Here is a 17,121-nt window from a genome sequence, read left to right as displayed (position 1 = left end):
ACCTTAACCCGTCTCAGGGTCGGCTCGTGGCGGCGCGGTAACGGAGCAGGGCCGGGAAGGCGACCACCAGCAGCACGGCCAGCGCGGCGGAGGCCAGCCCGCCACCCACCCAGGCCACGCCGCTGCCGAAGCCGGCCGCTGCCGCGCCGGCCCGCAGGTCACCAAGGCGCGGCCCACCCGCCACCACGACGGTGCTGACGCCCTGGAGCCGGCCGCGCATCCGGTCCGGGGCGTACACCAGCATCATGGACTGCCGCAGTACGGCACTGACCAGGTCGGCCGCCCCGGCGACGGCGAGCAGCGCCACCATCAGCCAGAGCTGCCGGGCCAGCCCGGCCGCCGCGACCGCCAGCCCCCAGCCGACCACCGCCACCACCAGGACGAGGCCCTGCCGGCGCAGCCGGCCGATCCAGCCGGAGGTGAGGCCGCCGACCACGGCGCCGATCGCGATCGCGCTGTAGAGCCAGCCCACCGCCGCGCCGCCGCCGAACCGGCTCGCGGCGATCTCCGGGAAGAGCGCGCGCGGCATCGCCAGGACCATCGCGACGAGGTCGATGGCGAACGACGACAGCAGCACCGGCGTGGTGGCCAGGTAGCGGAACCCGTCGAGGACCCCGCCGAGTCCACCGCGGCGGGCCTCACCCTCGGCGGGTGGCTCCGGGGGCATCGCGGGCAGCCGGAGGGTGGCCACCACCAGGCCGGTGAAGAGCAGCGCGTCCAGCGCGTACGCGACCGGCAGGCCGGGGCCGGTGCCGAAGGCCGCGAAGATCAGGCCGGCGGCCAGCGGCCCGACCACGGAGGCGGCGGTGAAGGTGGTGTAGTTCAGCGTGCTCCCGGCCGGCACCAGCTCCGCCGGCAGCAGCCGGGGCAGGATCGCGACGCGGGCCGGCGAGCTGATCGCGAAGGCGGTCGAGTGCACCGCCACCAGCGCCAGCAGCAGCACCGGGCTGCCCCCGCCGACCAGCGCGTGCACCAGCAGGCCGGCCATCGAGGCCCAGAGCAGCGCCGAGCCGGCGAGCAGCACGCGGCGCCGGTCGCGGGCGTCGGCCACCGCGCCGCCCCACAACCCGAAGATCAGCAGGGGTACGAAGCCCGCCACGCCGAGCAGCCCGACCCAGAACGAGTCTCTGGTCAGGGCGTACATCTCCACCGGCACGGCGACGGCGGTGAACTGGAAGCCGAGCATGGCGAGGGTGTTGCCGAGCCACATCCGCCGGTACGCCGGGACCCGCAGCGGACGCAGGTCGATGGCCCAGCGGCGGCCACCGGACGACCGGGCCTCGGTGACCTTCGTCACGGAGCCAGCCGCTCGGTGACCCAGTCGCCCGCGTCGGTACGCCGGAACCGCAGCCGGTCGTGCAGCCGGCCGGCCCGCCCCTGCCAGAACTCCACGGTCTCGGGGCGGACCCGCAGCCCACCCCAGTCCGGCGGCGCGGGGAGCACCGGCCGGTCGGCGAACCGCTCCTCCACCCGGCGGTACCGCTCCTCCAGCTCGGCCCGGCCGGCCACCGGACGGGACTGGTCGCTGGCCCAGGCACCCAGCTGGGAGCCGCGCGGCCGGCTGGCGAAGTACGCCTCGGTCTCCGCGCGGTCGACCCGCTCCACCCGCCCGGCGACCACCACCTGGCGCTGCATCGGGAACCAGGGGAAGACCAGGCTGGCCCACGGGTTGACGGCCAGCTCGGTGCCCTTGCGGGAGCCGTAGTTGGTGAAGAAGACGAAGCCCTCGGCGTCGTACCCCTTGAGCAGGACGGTCCGGCCGCTGGGGCGACCGGCGGCGTCGGCGGTGCCGACGATCATGGCGTTCGGCTCGGGGAGCGGACGGGCCACCGCATCCGCGAACCACCGGTCGAACTGGGTGTGCCAGTCGGCCGCCAGATCCGCTTCGGAAAGGCCCAGGTCGGCGGCGTACTCGTTACGCATCCCCGCCGGGACCACTGTGTCGCCGGTCACGTTCCACTCCCCGCTCGTCCGGCCGGGTACGTCCCCCGGCGCTGGCCAGCCCCTACCGACCAGTCTGGCCGAGCCGGCGAACGTGTCCAGCGGCGGGGATGTCGCGTGCGGCACAGTCGCACTGGGTCGCGCTTCCGGTTACCCAGCAGGCAAGATGGCACGAAACCATCCCTGAGGGTCGCCTAAGGTGCCGGGCCGGACAAGCCCGCTCGGGCGCACCGAGCCGGAAGCCAGGAGACGACATGGCCGACTTCAAACCGGGCCTCGAGGGCGTCGTAGCCTTCGAGACCGAGATCGCCGAACCGGACCGCGAGGGCGGCGCGCTGCGCTATCGCGGCGTCGACATCGAGGATCTGATCGGTCAGGTCTCCTTCGGCAACGTGTGGGCGCTGCTGGTCGACGGGCGCTTCGGCCCCGGCCTGCCGCCGGCCGAGCCGTTCCCGGTGCCGGTGCACTCCGGCGACATCCGGGTCGACGTGCAGTCCGCCGTCGCCATGCTCGCCCCGTACTGGGGGCTCAGCCAGCTGCTCGACATCTCCGACGCCCAGGCCCGCGAGGACCTGGCCCGGGTGTCGGTCACCGCGCTCTCCTTCGTCGCCCAGTCGGCCCGCGGCCTGGGCCTGCCGGCGGTGCCGCAGAAGGAGATCGACAAGGCCGAGACGATCGTCGAGCGCTTCATGAAGCGCTGGCGCGGCGAGCCCGACCCGCGGCACGTCAAGGCCGTCGACGCGTACTTCATATCGGCCGCCGAGCACGGCCTGAACGCCTCCACCTTCACCGCCCGGATCGTCGCCTCCACCGGCGCCGACGCCGCGGCCTGCATCTCGTCGGGCATCGGCGCCCTCTCCGGCCCGCTGCACGGCGGCGCCCCCTCCCGGGTGCTCACCATGCTGGAGGCCGTCGAGCGCAGCGGCGACGCCGAGGGATACGTCAAGGGCGTCCTCGACCGCGGCGAGCGGCTGATGGGCTTCGGGCACCGGGTCTACCGGGCCGAGGACCCGCGCGCCCGCGTGCTGCGCCGTACCGCCAAGGAGCTGGGCGCGCCGCGCTTCGAGATCGCCGAGGCGCTGGAGAAGGCCGCCCTGGCCGAGCTCCAGGCCCGCCGCCCGGACCGGGTGCTCGCCACCAACGTCGAGTTCTGGTCGGCCGTGGTGCTGGACTTCGCCGAGGTGCCGGCGCACATGTTCACCTCCATGTTCACCTGCGCCCGGATGGGCGGTTGGTCCGCGCACATCCTGGAGCAGAAGAAGCTCCAGCGCCTGGTCCGCCCGTCGGCCCGCTACGTCGGCCCGGGCAGCCGCAAGCCGCAGCAGGTCGAGGGCTGGGACGCCATCCCGCACGGCGTCTGATCCCGCGTACCCCGTCGAAGGGCCCCGTCCGCGCGGACGGGGCCCTTCGTTGTGGCGCATCCCTCAGCGCCGGGGGTGGGACCACGGGCCCGGGCGGTCCGTCCGGGTGCAAGGATGAAGGCCGGCAGTGTCGCCGGACCGGGCTCGGATCCCGGCCGCGCCGTGCGCGCCGCGCACGCGTCCGCCGTCGATCCGCGCCCGTTGAAGGGCCCGCCCTCGCCCATGCGGAAGGATCTCGACCACCGTGGCTGACGCACCGACCATCCGGATTCCCGACGACATCAAGCCCGCCGACGGGCGGTTCGGCTGCGGGCCGTCCAAGATCCGTCCGGCGGCTGTCTCCGCCCTCGCCGACGTGGCCACCAGCTACCTGGGGACCTCGCACCGGCAGAAGACCGTCCGCGACGAGGTGGCCCGGCTGCGCCGGGGCATCGCGGAGTTCTTCTCCCTCCCCGAGGGCTACGAGGTGATCCTCAGCAACGGCGGGACCACCGCGTTCTGGGACGCCGCCACCTTCGGCCTGGTCCGCGACCGGGCCCAGTTCGCCAGCTTCGGCGAGTTCGGCGCCAAGTTCGCCAAGGCGGTCAAGGACGCGCCGTTCCTGGGTGAGCCGACGATCCGCAAGGCCGAGCCGGGCACCGCGGCGACCCTGGTCGCCGAGGCGGGCGTGGACGTCTACGGCATCCCGCAGAACGAGACCTCCACCGGTGTGGCCGCGCCGATCCGCCGGGTCGCCGGCGCCGACGAGGGCTCGCTGCTGCTGGTCGACGCCACCTCCGCCGCCGGCGGGCTGGACGTCGACGTCGCCGAGACCGACGTCTACTACTTCGCCCCGCAGAAGTGCTTCGCCTCCGACGGCGGTCTCTGGCTGGCCCTGATGTCGCCGGCCGCGCTGGAGCGGGCCGCCGAGATCAAGGCGTCGGGCCGCTACATCCCGGCGTTCCTCGACCTGGTCACCGCGATCGACAACTCGCGGCTGGAGCAGACCTACAACACGCCCGCGCTGGCCACCATCTTCCTGGCCGCCGAGCAGACCGACTGGATGAACGCGCAGGGCGGCCTGACCTGGGCGGCCAAGCGGACCGCCGAGAGCGCCGGCATCGTGTACGGCTGGGCCGAGCGCTCCTCGTTCGCCACCCCGTTCGTGGCCGACCCGGCGCTGCGCTCCAACGTGGTCGCCACCGTCGACTTCGCCGACGGGGTGGACGCCGCGGCGATCGCGAAGGCGCTGCGCGCCAACGGCATCGTCGACACCGAGCCCTACCGGAAGCTGGGCCGCAACCAGCTCCGGATCGCGCTCTACCCGGCGGTCGAGCCGGCCGACGTGGAGGCGCTGACCGCGTCCATCGACTACGTCGTGGAGCGGCTCTAGCAGACCGTCACGGTGGGTGGTCGACGGGGCTCCGTCGGCCACCCACCGTGATCATCGCCGCAGCTCAGTCCCGACATGCGGGGTGTCGCATCCCCCACCTTCGGGTAGATGAGCGTACGGTGGTCCGAGACGCCCGGGTGGCCGGCTCGTGGCGTGACGCGGCCAGCGAAGCGGGACGGAGGCAACGCCATGCGCCCAGTACGCTTCGTCGCCCTCTCCGAGGACGGCCAGGCTCTGGTGCTCGCCGACGAGGTCGGGCGCCTGCTCGCCCTGCCCATCGACGAACGGATCGCCTCGGCCCTGCACGCCGAGCCCGGTGCACCGCCGCTCGCGGTGGTGCCGAGCGCCGCAGAAGTGACGCCGTCACTGTCCCCCCGGGACATCCAGGCCCGGATCCGTTCCGGCGAGTCCGCCGAGGACGTCGCCCGGATCGCCGGTGTGCCGGTCGACCGGGTGCTGCGCTACGCCGGCCCGGTGCTCCAGGAGCGGGCGATGCTCGCCCAGCACGCGCGGCGCACCCGGCTCAAGGGTGCGGAGAAGCCCACCCCGCTGGCCGAGGTGGTCAACGGCCGGCTGGCCCAGCACGGGATCGACACCGAGAAGATCTCCTGGGACGCCTACCGCCGGGACGACGGCACCTGGCGGATCATCGCCACCTGGCCGTCCGGCAAGGCCACCGCACAGGCGGTCTGGGACCTCGACAAGCTCCGGCAGAACGTCACCCCGCACGACGACATGGCGCAATACCTCTGTGCCGAGCGGCCCACGCCGATCCTCGGCCAGGAGCCGGCACCGGAGCGGGGCGGCCACGCGCTGCCCGGCCCGTCGCGCGGCGAGCCGAGCCGGGGTGGGCACGGCCTGCCGTCGGCGGGCGAGCACGCGCGCCCCGGGCGGGACCCGATCCGGGCCGGGCGGGACGCCCTGCTCGCCTCGCTGGACCGGCCGCTCGGCTCCTCCTCCGGCCGTGGGCTCGACCCGCGTTCCCCGGCCGCGCAGGACGCGCCCCGGCAGCGGGCGGTCGGCGGTGGCGCGGCGGCGCTGCTGGGCGGCGGTCAGGGTTCGGCATTCGACGACGACTCGGACGCGCCGAAGGAGGTCCCCGCCGTACCGTCGCTCGCTGTGCTGCGGCCCCGGCGGACGGGCCAGGCGGCGGCCGCGGCCGGCGGAAGCGAAGCCACCGACGCGGCCGGCAAGCCGCGCAAGCGGCTGCCGAGCTGGGACGACGTCCTCTTCGGCAGCGGCCCGGCGGCCCGCGAGTCATCCTGATCCATCGCTCCACCCTGGCCAAGACAAGGCACTCGAAGTGTCCGCGTGCCAGGGTGGAGCGATGGAGTACACGAACCTGGGACGCACCGGTCTGTCGGTGAGCCGGCTCTGCCTCGGCACCATGAACTTCGGGCCGCAGACGAACGAGCCGGACAGCTTCGCCATCATGGACCGGGCGCTGGAACACGGGATCAACTTCTTCGACACCGCGAACGTCTACGGCTGGCAGCTCGGTGAGGGCGTCACCGAGCAGATCATCGGCCGCTGGTTCGCCCAGGGCGGCGGTCGCCGCGACAAGGTCGTCCTGGCGACCAAGGTCTACGGCAAGATGAGCGACTGGCCCAACGACCAGGGTCTGAGCGCCCGGCACATCATCCGGGCCTGCGAGGACTCGCTGCGCCGCCTCCAGACCGACACCATCGACCTCTACCAGATGCACCACATCTCCCGGACCACGCCGTGGGAGGAGATCTGGCAGGCGATGGAGACCCTGGTCGCCCAGGGCAAGGTCCTCTACGTGGGGTCGTCCAACTTCGCCGGTTGGCACATCGCGCAGGCGCAGGCGGCGGCGGGTCGGCGCAACTTCCTCGGCCTGGTCTCCGAGCAGTGCATCTACAACCTGATGACCCGGCACGTCGAGCTGGAGGTGATCCCGGCCGCCCAGCACTACGGCCTGGGCATCATCCCCTGGTCGCCGTTGCACGGCGGGCTGCTCGCCGGGGTGCTGCGCAAGATGGCCGAGGGCGGCGCGGCACGCGGCACCACCGGCCGCGCCGCCGACTCGCTCGCCGAACACCGGCCCACCATCGAGGCGTACGAGAAGCTCTGCGCGGACCTCGGCCACGACCCGGCGGACCTGGCGCTGAGCTGGCTGCTCTCCCGGCCCGGGGTGACCGCCCCGATCGTCGGCCCGCGCACCGTCGACCAGCTCGACCGCAACCTCGGCGCGCTGGAGGTGGAGCTGGACGAGGCGACGTTGCAGCGGCTGGACGAGCTCTTCCCGCCGGTCGGCAAGGGCGGCCCCGGCCCGGAGGCCTGGGCCTGGTGACCCCGCCCCGCCCCGGCCCTCGACCGGGGCCGGGCGGGGCCGGGCCCGCCGGTCGGCAGGCCGGCAGGTCGGCAGGTCGGGCGGGTCGGCAGGTCGGGCGGGTCGGCAGGTCGGGCGGGTCGGGCGGGTCGAAGTCAGATGGGCCAGGCGGCGAGGCGGTCGTAGCTGGGGCGGGGTCCCTGGTGGCTGCGGACCAGGACCAGCTCGGTCGCCGGCCACTCCGGTCCCAGATAGCCGTGCAGGGCCGCCCGGTCGGCGAGCACGTCGGCCCGGTCGATCCGGTCGCCCGGCCGGGCGATGGTCAGGTGGGCCCGGAACGGCTTCTCGTCGTGCGGCAGCCGCCCCCGGCGCAGCCCGAACCGGACCAGCCGGGCCAGCACCGCCAGCGCCTCGACGTCACCCCGGACGTCCGCCCACAGCACCGTGAACCGGCCCCGACCGAAGCTCCCCCCGCCGCCCAGACGCAGCCGCGGTGAGCTGTCCCGGCCGTCCCGGAAGGTCTCGGCCGCCAGGCCGAGGGCACTCTCCACGTCGACCAGCCGGCTCTCCTCGACGTCGCCGAGGAAGGCGAGGGTCAGGTGGGCCCTGGCGGGATCGGCGAGCCGGACGTTCGTACCGGCGGCTGCCGCCGCGCCGACCCGGAGCCGGGCCACCTCGGCGGTCAGGTCGTCGACCGCGGCCGGCGGCGGAAAGACCGCGACGAAGAGACGCACCCGTACATCGTCTCAGTGGTGGCGTTGTCGGTGGCCGGCGCGGGCGGCGGGCAGGGTGAGCCCGGCGGCATGCAGCAGCCCCTCCACCCGGAGCCGTTCGATCTCCCGGTCCACCCCGGCCAGTTCGGACAGGTGCTCGGGGATGCCCAGTGCCCGGCAGGCGGCCTGCAGGCGCTCGTCGTACGCGTCGATGACCGCGCCGTGCCAGACCACCGAGCGGTCGGCCGCGGCGAGCCGGTGCCCGCCGAGCCGGCGCAGGTCGGCGGCGAGCTGCTCCAGCGGGCGCCGGTCGGGCCGGTCGAACGCGGTCAGGTCCACGTCCCGGGTGAGCGCGTCGGCCTCGATCGCCCGGTCGAGGCGGGCGATGGTACGTCTTTCCTGGCGCTGTTCCCGCCATTCGGCCCACCGGCAGGCCACCCGGTCGAGGATCTCGTCGGCGCAGAAGAGCAGCGCGAACGCGGCGGGCAGGCAGCAGACGGCGAAGATCGCCAGCATCAGCAGCAGACCCCGTCCGACTCCCACGTATCGACGCTAAGGGTATGCGTGGTCGCCCGCCACCCGATTGCCGACATCCGCACGCGAGAAGACCGGTCCCCGGGACGGGAACCGGTCATCTCGGCACTGCTCTTCCTCACCGCCGGGGAACCGGTGCTGTCACTCGGGCGAGGAGGTGACATAGAAGCGGGGCATGGGGAGCATCCGCAGGCGGAGGCGGGCCCCCGAGTGGCGCAGCTGCCAGGTGAGTGCGAGCAGCGCCGCGGCCAGTGAGATCAGCCCGCCGATCCAGATGCTCGCGCCGGCGCCGAAGGTCTCCGCCACCCAGCCGATGATCGGCGCGCCGACCGGGTTGGTGCCGAGGAAGACGAGCACCCACAGGGCCATCACCCGGCCCCGGAAGGCGGCGTCGACGCCCAGCTGCACCCGCTGGTTGGCGGCCTGGGCGAAGAAGACCATGAAGAACCCGGTCGGCAGCAGCAGCGCCACCACCAGCCAGTACGCCGGGGCGAGCCCGACCAGGGTGCCGAAGCCGGCGCAGCCGACGGCGGCGCCGAGCACCAGCCAGACCGAGGGGCGGCTGCGTCGCCCGGTGCCGGCGAGGGCGCCGATCAGCGCGCCGACCGCGAGCGCGGTGCTGAACAGGCCGAATGAGGCGGCGCCGGTGTGGAAGACGGTCTTGGCCAGCGCGGCGAGGGTGAGCTGGAAGTTGAACAGGGTCATGCCGACCACCGACATCAGCGCCATCGGCAGCAGCAGGTCGGCGCGACGCCACACGTACCGCAGCCCGTCGATCACCTTCGCCTGGTCGCGCTCGCCGACCGGCGGGAGATCCTTGCGGTGCAGCTCGGCGGGGCGCATCCGGACCACGTTGACCAGGGGGGCGATCGAACTGAGCGCGGTGAAGAGGAAGACCGGGCCGACGTCGAAGGCGGCGATGGCCAGGCCGGCGACGGCCGGGCCGACGATCCGGGCGGAGTTGAACACCGCCGCGTTGAGCGAGAGCGCGTTCGGCAGCAGCGACATGCCGACCAGTTCGGAGACGAAGGCCTGCCGGACCGGGGTCTCCACCGCGTTGGCCACGCCGAGCAGGGCCGCGAACGCGAAGACGTGCCAGAGCTGTACCAGCCCGGTGAGCACCAGGACGCTCATCAGCAGCGCCAGCACCGTCCAGAAGGCGTTGGCGAGGAAGAGCAGCAGGCGCTTGTCGTACCGGTCGGCGAGGCGGCCGGAGAGCAGGGTGAGCAGGAGTACGGGGGTGAACTGGAGCGCGGTCACCACGCCGAGCGCGGTGGCGGAGTTGTCGGAGAGCTCGAGGACGAGCCAGTCCTGGGCGATGAACATCATCCAGACGCCGATCAATTTGATCAGCTGTCCGGTGGCGAAGAGTCGGTAGTTGCGGACTCGTAGGGACTGGAACATCGTGCTCAGCTTCGCCTGCACTCTTGGTGCGCCTCCTCGCGGTCGTACGCGTCATCGTCGGCGGACGGCGCGGACCCGGTGGCGCGGGTGCGGTCAGGCGCGGGCGAGCTCCTGGAGGATCTCGGCGGCCCGCCGCAGCGTGTCGCGGTCGTCCTCGTCGAGCGCGGCCAGGCGGCCGGCGAGCCACGAGTTGCGAGCCCGCTCGAACTGGTCGAGCACGGCCCGGCCCCCGTCGGTCGGCGCCAGGATGACCTGTCGGCCGTCGGTCGGGTGGGGGGTGCGCTGCACGAGGCCGCGCTCCTCCAACTTCGCGACGATCTTGGTCATCGTCGGCGGTTGCACCCGCTCGATGTCGGCCAGTTCCCGGGGCGTCAGCGCGCCCGCCAGCTTGAGGCTGGTGAGCGCGGAGAGCTGGGTGACCGTCAGGTCGCCCACCGGGCGGGCCTGTCGGACCCGCCGGTTGAGCCGGGTGATCGCATCTCGCAGCTGAGGGGCCAGCTGCGCCGGTGGCACGCGGTTCGCCGTCACCGTCCGCTCCGTCACAATCGTTAGCTTAACTAATGAGCCTGGCTAACGACATGCGATATGAGCATGCTCACCAGGAGGTTTGTCCTGATCAGTGCCGGGTAGGGAGGCGACTGTCCGGCGCATCGTCCCAGATCGACGGCGGCCGGGAAAGACCGATCGCGTACCCTTTCCCCGTGCCACAGGAGCAGCCGCCGAGGCCCGAGCCACTCGACCCGCCGATGGTCCCGTTCGCCGTCGCCGGGCTGGTCGCCTGGGCGGTGGTCGGGCTGGTGCTGCTGATCTTCTTTCGGGGCTGGCTCACCGAGCACGGGCACCAGAACTGGCTCTGGACCTGCCTGGCCGGTTTCCTGTGGGGCTTCCCCGGCCTGGCGACGATGATGCGGCACGACGCCAACCGCCGTCGCCGACGGGCAGCGGCCGAGCGGCCCTGAGCCCCGCCGCGTCAGCGGTCAGGGGTGGCCGTACGGCTCCGCCGGCTCGGCCGACTCCACCGAACCCGGTGCCCGGCTGACCGACATGGCCTCGACCGCGCTGTCGTCGTAGACGGTGGGCAGCTCGTCGACCGGGGTCTCGGCCGCCTCGACCAGCGTCTCCGAGTGGGCACCGCACCCGTGGTCGGCGCTCACCACCCGACCGTCGTCGGGGGCGTAGAAGTTGCCGCAGGCGCCGAAGGAGAGCCGCAGCGCGCCGGCCAGCGGCAGATAGAAGCCGCAGGTGCCGCAGCGGGCGGCGGCCGGCGCGGCCACCGAGATCGGGGCGGACGGGCCGTGGTCGCCGTCGTACCAGCGCTGGGCGGCGTCGGCCCGCCCCTCGCGGGACAGCACCCGGGGCCGGCCCAGGCCGAGTTCCCACGCGGTCTCCTCGACCGCCGGGTCGTCGGAGAGCAGGTAGCCGGGGGCGAGCCGCTCGTCGTCGGGCGAGGTCGGCAGCAGGTCACCGGGGCCGAGGTCACCCGGCTTGAGGCGCTCCTGCCAGGGCAGCCAACCCGGGGCGAGCAGCGCGTCCGGCCCGGGGAGCAGCACCGTCTCGCAGAGGGTGACGGTGCGGCTGCGCGGCACCCGGGTGACGGTGACGGCCCAGCGCCAGCCCCGGTAGCCGGCCATCCGACATTCGAAGTAGTGGGTGACGAGCCGGTCGCCCTCGGCCACGGCCTGCAGGTGTTCGCCGACGTCGGTGGGGTCCACCTCGGTGATGCCGGCGCGGGCCACCTCGACGGCGGCGGCGCAGACCTGGTCGAGGCGGGCGGCACGGGTGGAGGCGGGCCTGGTCACCGGTCCATTGTTCCCCATGGCTGCCGTGGACCGACAGGCACTCCCCGGAGTCGTTCTGGACAGGTGCGGGAGCGCGGCTGGATCGGATGGGCGAGGATGGTGCACATGCCGCTGTCCTCCCGCTCCGGGCGGTCCGTCCTCGGGCGGACCGTCGGCACGGGCATCCGCGCCACCCGCCTGCTGCTGCGCGGCTCGGTGAGCGGCGGACGCTGGATGACCCGCCGGGCCGGCATGGCCCGGGCCCGCAGCGCCGGCAACGAAGTCGGCATGGTCCGCCTCTTCGACCTGCACGCGCTCTCCTGCGCCGGGGACACCCTGATCGCCATCGGCCTGGCGGGGACGATCTTCTTCGACGTCCCGCTGGGCGAGGCGCGGAACAAGGTGGCGCTCTACCTGCTGGTGACGATGGTGCCGTTCGCCATGCTCGCCCCGGTGGTCGGGCCGCTGCTGGACCACTTCCGGCACGGCCGCCGGTACGCGCTCGCGGCGACCATGCTCGGCCGGGCCTTCCTCGCCTGGTTGATCTCCGACTACATCGGCAGCTTCGGTCTCTACCCGGCGGCGTTCGGCGTGCTCGCGCTCTCCCGCGCGTACGGAGTGGCCCGCTCGGCGGCGGTGCCCCGGCTGTTGCCGGAGGGGGTCGGGCTGTCCCAGGTCGGGGCCCGGGCGAGCGTCTACGGCACGGTGGCCGGGGCGCTGGTCGCGCCGATCGGGGTCGCCGCCTTCTGGTTCGGGCCGCAGTGGCCGCTCCGGGTGGCCTCGGTGATCTGTCTGGTCGGCATGGTGGTCGCCCTGCGGTTGCCGCCCCGCGCCGACTCCGAGCCACCGGAGCGAGTTCCCCATCCGCTGCGGGCGCTGCGTCGACGGGACCGGGAGCGTCCGCTGGGCCGGGGCCGTCCGGCGGGTCGGGTGGTGATCGCCACCCTGATCGGCGCGGCGGCGCTGCGCAGTGTCTACGGCTTCCTGCTGCTCTTTCTCGCCTTCGCGATCAAGGCCGGCGACCTCACCACCGACTTCTTCGGCCGGAACCTGAGCGCCCAGGCCGCGCTGGGCCTGATCGGCGGCGCCCTGGCGGTGGGCGGCTTCCTGGCCACCGCGGTGGGCACCCGGCTGCGCATCCACCGGCCGACGGCGATCCAGTCCAGCGGCATGATCGTGGTGGCCGGCGTGGCGGTCCTCGCCGCGTTGAAGTTCTCGCTGCCGCTGGTGGCGCTCCTCTGCCTGGTGACATCGCTGATCAGCGGGATCGCCAAGCTCGCCGTCGACGCCTCGATCCAGGAGCGGATCCCGGAGCGGCTGCGGGCCAGTTCCTTCGCGCACTCGGAGACCGCGCTGATGCTCGCCTTCGTGGCCGGTGGCGGGCTGGGGCTCGTACCCTTCGACGGCCGGATCGGGATCGCGGTCGCGGCCTGCGTGGCCGCGCTCATCGCCGCCCGTGGCGTGCTGGTCGCCGGTCGGCTGCGCGACGAGCGGCTGATGGGCCGCCCGCTCGCCGACGAGGAGCTGGCCGCCGAGCAGACCGGACGGGCCGCCACCGCGACGGCGGCTAGGGCGACGGCAACGGCGACGGCGACGGCGACCGACGAGTACGCCGATCCCGCCCCGACCTCGCCGGCCCCGCCCGGCGGCGGGGCGAGCACGACGGTGGACGAGGATGATCTCGCCCCGCCCGGCTTCCACATCTACCGCCCCTCGTCGGCGGTCGGTGGGCCGGGTGGTGCGGAGGACGAGAACCGCCGGGAACCGAGGGGGCCGCTGGCATGACCGGACTGTTGGTGGTGACGGCGGTGCCCGCCGAGGCGGAGGCGGTCCGGGCCGGGCTGTCCGACGACTCGGTGACCGTACTGCCGGTGGGGGTCGGCCCGGCCGCGGCGGGAGCGGCGACCGCCCGGCTGCTCGCGCTCGCCGAGTCCGCCGGCCGACCCTACCGGGCGGTGGTCAGCGCCGGTATCGGCGGCGGTTTCGTCGGCCGGGTGGCGGTCGGCGACACCGTGCTGGCGACCCGCAGCGTCGCCGCCGACCTGGGCGCCGAGTCGCCCGAGGGCTTCATCCCGGTCGACGAGCTGGGCATGCCGCCGGAGCTGCTCGGCGTCGGCAACGACGTACCCGTCGACCCCGACCTGCTGGCTGCGCTGCGCACGGCCCTGCCGGCCGCCGCGGTGGGGGCGGTGCTCACCGTCAGCACCGTGACCGGCACGGCCACCGGCACCGACGCGTTGGCCGCCCGGCACCCCGACGCCGTGGTCGAGGCCATGGAGGGGTACGGCGTGGCCGTCGCCGCCGCCCAGGCCGGGGTGCCCTTCGCCGAGCTGCGGACCGTGTCGAACCCGATCGGTCCCCGGGACCGGGGAGCGTGGCGAATGAAGGAGGCCTTCGCCGCCCTCACCGAGGCGGCTCACGCCCTCCGCTGACCGGTCGTTCCCCCCGCAGCTGTTTCCCACCGCAGCGCCGTCGGCCGGCTCCACGCCACCTGGAAACCGCAGGCGACCAGGAACCCGGCGCCGCCGAACTCCGCGACGGCGTGGACCGTGCCGACACCGATTCGCGCCATCTCGGTGCGGATCGCCTCGACCAGCCGACGTCCGATGCCCAGCAGCCGATGTTCCGCGCCCACCAGGACGCCGTCGAGCACGAGCTCCCGCCGGTCGCCCAGCTCGTAACCGAGCAGCAGGTCGACGCTGCGCTCGTGCGCCCGCAGCTCCCCGACCAGCTCCCCGTCGGGCAGCTCGGCAAGGAACCGCCACGAGGTCGCCGGAAGCCCGATGTCGGTGAACCGCCGCACCCGAACCTCACGCCGGACCTGTTCACGCCGCCGATGCCGATCCCGCTCGCCCCGATCCCGTACGAAGGTCGCCGCCGGCAACGGGAGCGGCCATTGCCCGGGCGGTAGGTCGTACCAGTGCGACCACCAGGCCCCGGGCCAGTCCCGTGGCTCCCGGACCGGACGGGCATCGAGGTGCGCGGGGCAGTGTCGACCCGCCGCGTCGCGGACCGCCTCGTGCGGCACGACCGGCAGCGAGTAGGCCACGTCCGGGCTGGCCGAAGTCACCACGGCCGTCCCGGCGGTCCCGGCGGGGGCGGCAGGGGCGGCAGGGGCGGCGAGAGTGACGGTGAGGCACCCTCCCGCCGCCGTCAGGAGCCGCTCGAAGGTGCGGAAGCGCGGATCAGTGGTCAGCCCCGACTCCATCCGGGCGATGGTCGCCTGCGGCACCCCGGAACGTGCGGCCAGTTGTCGTTGGCTCAGATCGGCCTCCCGCCGCAGCGCCCGCAGGGTTGCCCCAAGGTCGAGCTGCGGCCGGGGCTCCGTCGACTCCGTCACCAGCCCATGCTCGGTGCCGGACTGCCCCTCCTCAACACCTGCCGCCAGCCTGTGGAAAACCCTGTGGAAATCGCCCCCGGCTGGGGATGGAGGGGACCGGACAACTCGCTACGAGTTTGATGACGTGAATGAATCGGCTCCTCTCCGGCATTCGGGCATTCCTGGTCCCCTCTGACGGCCGAGGCTCCGGCGCCGACGAAGACGGCCTGATTCATATTCGTCATCAAACTCGTAGCGAACTCCAGACCCGTCCGCCCAAGGACGCGGGCGCGCCGGAGGAGGCGGCAGCCGCAGGGCAGGAAGAGAGACGGGCAGGAAAAGAGGCATGGACCGGAGGCGGGCGGGCGATGCCTACGAGACGGCAGCCGCCGGGGACAGGACGAGACGCCGGGCGCGGGCCCGGACGGACGCCAGGAAGCGGAAGCCAGGCGCGGCGGTGGAGGGCGGCGGTCGGGTGGGCGGCGGTCACAACGGTGCCGGGGGCGCGGGGGTGGGGACGGGGGCGGGGCTAACGTGGGGGTGTGGCGCTCTCGCTGGCTATCTCGCCCTGTCCCAACGACACGTTCGTCTTCGACGCGCTGGTGCACGGGCGGGTACCCGGCGCGCCGCCGGTGAAGGTGACCTACGCCGACGTGGACGTCACCAACACGGCCGCCGAGCGGGGCGCGTTCGACCTGGTCAAGGTGAGCTATGCGGCGCTGCCGTGGCTGCTCGACGACTACCACCTGCTGCCCTGCGGCGGCGCGTTGGGCCGGGGCTGCGGGCCGCTGGTGCTCACCCGGGGCGACCGGGCCGACCTGTCCGGCGCGACGGTGGCGGTGCCCGGCGAGCGGACCACGGCGTACCTGCTGTTCCGACTCTGGGCGGCGGAGCAGCCACCGGCGCGGATCGTGGTGGTGCCGTTCCACGAGATCATGCCGGGTGTCGCCGCCGGCACGTACGACGCGGGGCTGGTGATCCACGAGGCACGCTTCACCTACCCCCGGCACGGGCTGACCGCCCTGGTCGACCTCGGTGAATGGTGGGAGGCGGACACCGGGCTGCCGATCCCGCTCGGCGCCATCCTGGCCCGCAAGGGCGTGGTGGACCCGGTCGAGGCGGCCGGTTGGATCCGCGAGTCGGTACGCCAGGCGTGGGACGACCCGGAGGCCAGCCGGGGGTACGTGCTCTCGCACGCGCAGGAGATGGAGCCCGACGTGGTGGACCGGCACATCGCCCTCTACGTCAACGAGTTCACCGCCGACCTGGGTGAGGCCGGCTTCGCCGCCGTGGAAGCGCTGCTGGGCCGGGCCGCCGACGCCGGGCTCGTCCCTCAGACCTCCAGCTCGCGGGCGACCGCGTGGACCAGCTGAGCGATCTTCTGCGCGGTCTTCTTCTCCGGGAACCGACCCCGGCGCAGGTCCGGCTGGACCTTCGCCTCCAGCACCTTGATCATGTCCTCGACCAGCCCGTGCAGCTCCTCGGCCGGTCGGCGACGCAGCTCCGCCACGGAGGGCGGTGCCTCCAGCAGCTTGACCCCCATCGCCTGGGCGCCCCGCCGGCTGTCGACCACACTGAAATCGACCCGCTGGCCACCCTTCAGGTCGCTGACGCCCGCCGGTAGCGCGCCCTTGGGCAGGAACACGTCGCCACCCTCGTCGCTGGTGACGAACCCGTATCCCTTGGCCGCGTCATACCACTTCACTCGACCCGTCGGCACCTGAAAACCCCTGCTTCACTCGACACCTCTACCGCTCCAAGGCTAGCCCGATGATCCGGTCGAGCGCCGCCGGGAATGCGCCTAGATCATCCAACACCAGCGCCGCCCCGGCGGCCCGCAACTCGTCCGTCGAGCAGGGTCCCGTCGCCACTCCCAGCCCTGGGATTCCCGCCGCCTCGGCGGCCACCATGTCGGCCACGTGGTCGCCGACGTAGAGGGTCGCGCCGTGCGCCCGCAGCGCGGTCGCCTTCTCCTCGGCGAACAGGTCCCCGGCCAACTCGTCCACCGCCAGCCCCAGGTGGTCCAGGTGCAGCTTCGCCAGCCGGCCCATCTTCGAGGTCACCACCGTCACCCGGCCGCCGCGGGCGTGCACCGCTTCGATCGCCGCCGCCGCGCCGGCCATCGGCAGGGTCGGGGTGATCGCGTACGCCGGATAGAGCTCCCGGTACGTCGTCACCGCCTCCTCCACCTGCTCCGGCGGGAACCAGCGGGCGATCTCCACCCGCAGCGGCGGGCCCAACCGGGACACCGCCGCGTCGGCGTCCACGTGCACACCGGTGCGTGCCGTCAGGGCCCGGTACGCCGCGGCGATGCCGGGACGCGAGTCGACCAGGGTCATGTCGAGGTCGAAGCCGACCATCAGTGGGGGCATGTCGAGAACGTACCCGCACATCCCCGGCCCAGCC

At 73.7% G+C, this 17,121-nt stretch carries 18 protein-coding genes; 8 read left to right on the top strand and 10 right to left on the bottom strand.

Features of this window, described 5'->3' with window-relative positions; translation table 11 throughout:
• Positions 1 to 13 precede the first annotated feature (13 nt).
• Positions 14 to 1,297: an MFS transporter gene (locus MRQ36_RS15370; RefSeq protein ID WP_242796210.1), complete on the bottom strand. Its 1,284-nt coding sequence runs from the start codon at positions 1,295 to 1,297 to the stop codon at positions 14 to 16.
• Positions 1,294 to 1,923, bottom strand: coding sequence for a pyridoxamine 5'-phosphate oxidase (gene pdxH / locus MRQ36_RS15365; RefSeq protein WP_242801137.1), 630 nt, complete (start codon positions 1,921 to 1,923; stop codon positions 1,294 to 1,296). Before pdxH ends, MRQ36_RS15370 begins: the two co-directional genes overlap by 4 nt.
• Positions 1,924 to 2,195: 272 nt before the next feature.
• On the opposite strand from pdxH, the gene MRQ36_RS15360 reads away from it, so the two are divergent.
• From MRQ36_RS15360 to MRQ36_RS15345, 4 genes are all read left to right on the top strand, one after another.
• A complete protein-coding gene (locus MRQ36_RS15360) occupies positions 2,196 to 3,302 on the top strand; it encodes a citrate synthase 2 (RefSeq protein ID WP_242796208.1) in 1,107 nt (368 codons plus the stop codon).
• A gap of 244 nt (positions 3,303 to 3,546) precedes the next feature.
• Entirely contained in the window at positions 3,547 to 4,674 is a 1,128-nt protein-coding gene (serC, locus tag MRQ36_RS15355; RefSeq protein WP_242796207.1) for a phosphoserine transaminase, read from the top strand.
• Positions 4,675 to 4,863: 189 nt separating this feature from the next.
• Positions 4,864 to 5,940, top strand: coding sequence for a septation protein SepH (sepH, locus tag MRQ36_RS15350; RefSeq protein WP_242796205.1), 1,077 nt, complete (start codon positions 4,864 to 4,866; stop codon positions 5,938 to 5,940).
• 61 nt (positions 5,941 to 6,001) lie between these two features.
• Positions 6,002 to 6,988 (top strand): aldo/keto reductase, encoded by a 987-nt coding sequence (locus MRQ36_RS15345; protein WP_242796203.1) that lies wholly within the window; start codon positions 6,002 to 6,004, stop codon positions 6,986 to 6,988.
• 134 nt (positions 6,989 to 7,122) lie between these two features.
• Here the strand turns inward: MRQ36_RS15345 and thpR are convergent, their stop codons facing one another.
• From thpR to MRQ36_RS15325, 4 genes are all read right to left on the bottom strand, one after another.
• Entirely contained in the window at positions 7,123 to 7,701 is a 579-nt protein-coding gene (thpR, locus tag MRQ36_RS15340; protein WP_242796201.1) for an RNA 2',3'-cyclic phosphodiesterase, read from the bottom strand.
• Between the two features lie 12 nt (positions 7,702 to 7,713).
• The gene (locus MRQ36_RS15335; protein WP_242796200.1) at positions 7,714 to 8,223 is read right to left on the bottom strand and encodes a hypothetical protein; all 510 of its coding nucleotides are present in this window, start codon (positions 8,221 to 8,223) and stop codon (positions 7,714 to 7,716) included.
• Positions 8,224 to 8,355: 132 nt separating this feature from the next.
• Complete coding sequence (locus MRQ36_RS15330; protein ID WP_242796199.1) at positions 8,356 to 9,639, bottom strand: MFS transporter; 1,284 nt, start codon at positions 9,637 to 9,639, stop codon at positions 8,356 to 8,358.
• Between the two features lie 72 nt (positions 9,640 to 9,711).
• Positions 9,712 to 10,161, bottom strand: coding sequence for a MarR family winged helix-turn-helix transcriptional regulator (locus MRQ36_RS15325; protein ID WP_242796198.1), 450 nt, complete (start codon positions 10,159 to 10,161; stop codon positions 9,712 to 9,714).
• Positions 10,162 to 10,319: 158 nt separating this feature from the next.
• On the opposite strand from MRQ36_RS15325, the gene MRQ36_RS15320 reads away from it, so the two are divergent.
• Positions 10,320 to 10,577 (top strand): DUF2530 domain-containing protein, encoded by a 258-nt coding sequence (locus MRQ36_RS15320; protein WP_242796197.1) that lies wholly within the window; start codon positions 10,320 to 10,322, stop codon positions 10,575 to 10,577.
• An 18-nt stretch (positions 10,578 to 10,595) separates the two neighbouring features.
• Here the strand turns inward: MRQ36_RS15320 and MRQ36_RS15315 are convergent, their stop codons facing one another.
• Positions 10,596 to 11,435, bottom strand: a complete 840-nt coding sequence (locus MRQ36_RS15315) for a DUF3027 domain-containing protein (RefSeq protein WP_242796196.1) — start codon at positions 11,433 to 11,435, stop codon at positions 10,596 to 10,598.
• A gap of 87 nt (positions 11,436 to 11,522) precedes the next feature.
• Between MRQ36_RS15315 and MRQ36_RS15310 the strand changes: the two genes are divergently transcribed.
• Both MRQ36_RS15310 and MRQ36_RS15305 read left to right on the top strand, forming a co-directional pair.
• Complete coding sequence (locus MRQ36_RS15310; protein WP_242796195.1) at positions 11,523 to 13,181, top strand: MFS transporter; 1,659 nt, start codon at positions 11,523 to 11,525, stop codon at positions 13,179 to 13,181.
• On the top strand, positions 13,178 to 13,828 hold the full coding sequence (locus tag MRQ36_RS15305; protein ID WP_242796193.1) for a futalosine hydrolase: 651 nt from the start codon (positions 13,178 to 13,180) through the stop codon (positions 13,826 to 13,828). The genes MRQ36_RS15310 and MRQ36_RS15305 overlap by 4 nt, the downstream gene beginning before the upstream one ends.
• Here the strand turns inward: MRQ36_RS15305 and MRQ36_RS15300 are convergent.
• Entirely contained in the window at positions 13,813 to 14,736 is a 924-nt protein-coding gene (locus MRQ36_RS15300; protein WP_242796191.1) for a GNAT family N-acetyltransferase, read from the bottom strand. The genes MRQ36_RS15305 and MRQ36_RS15300 overlap by 16 nt on opposite strands.
• A gap of 521 nt (positions 14,737 to 15,257) precedes the next feature.
• Here MRQ36_RS15300 and MRQ36_RS15295 point away from each other — a divergent pair.
• A complete protein-coding gene (locus MRQ36_RS15295; protein WP_242796189.1) occupies positions 15,258 to 16,088 on the top strand; it encodes a 1,4-dihydroxy-6-naphthoate synthase in 831 nt (276 codons plus the stop codon).
• Here the strand turns inward: MRQ36_RS15295 and MRQ36_RS15290 are convergent.
• Together MRQ36_RS15290 and MRQ36_RS15285 are read right to left on the bottom strand one after the other, a co-directional pair.
• Complete coding sequence (locus MRQ36_RS15290; RefSeq protein ID WP_242796187.1) at positions 16,049 to 16,435, bottom strand: cold-shock protein; 387 nt, start codon at positions 16,433 to 16,435, stop codon at positions 16,049 to 16,051. The genes MRQ36_RS15295 and MRQ36_RS15290 overlap by 40 nt on opposite strands.
• A 28-nt stretch (positions 16,436 to 16,463) precedes the next feature.
• Positions 16,464 to 17,087 carry an HAD family hydrolase gene (locus tag MRQ36_RS15285; RefSeq protein ID WP_242796185.1) on the bottom strand — a complete coding sequence of 208 codons (624 nt, stop codon included), beginning with the start codon at positions 17,085 to 17,087 and terminating at the stop codon, positions 16,464 to 16,466.
• Positions 17,088 to 17,121 lie beyond the last annotated feature (34 nt).

Source organism: Micromonospora sp. R77 (genome assembly GCF_022747945.1).
In the GTDB taxonomy this organism is placed as follows: Bacteria; Actinomycetota; Actinomycetes; order Mycobacteriales; family Micromonosporaceae; genus Micromonospora.
This window is presented reverse-complemented; position numbering and strand designations above follow the sequence as displayed.

Bases quoted from the DNA above. Each gene is read 5' to 3' on its own strand.
- pdxH (WP_242801137.1), bottom strand. From the start codon at position 1,923: ATGCGTAACGAGTACGCCGCCGACCTGGGCCTTTCCGAAGCGGATCTG.
- MRQ36_RS15310 (WP_242796195.1), top strand. From the start codon at position 11,523: ATGCCGCTGTCCTCCCGCTCCGGGCGGTCCGTCCTCGGGCGGACCGTC.
- MRQ36_RS15315 (WP_242796196.1), bottom strand. From the start codon at position 11,435: ATGGGGAACAATGGACCGGTGACCAGGCCCGCCTCCACCCGTGCCGCC.
- MRQ36_RS15285 (WP_242796185.1), bottom strand. From the start codon at position 17,087: ATGCCCCCACTGATGGTCGGCTTCGACCTCGACATGACCCTGGTCGAC.
- sepH (WP_242796205.1), top strand. From the start codon at position 4,864: ATGCGCCCAGTACGCTTCGTCGCCCTCTCCGAGGACGGCCAGGCTCTG.
- MRQ36_RS15305 (WP_242796193.1), top strand. From the start codon at position 13,178: ATGACCGGACTGTTGGTGGTGACGGCGGTGCCCGCCGAGGCGGAGGCG.
- MRQ36_RS15345 (WP_242796203.1), top strand. From the start codon at position 6,002: ATGGAGTACACGAACCTGGGACGCACCGGTCTGTCGGTGAGCCGGCTC.
- MRQ36_RS15360 (WP_242796208.1), top strand. From the start codon at position 2,196: ATGGCCGACTTCAAACCGGGCCTCGAGGGCGTCGTAGCCTTCGAGACC.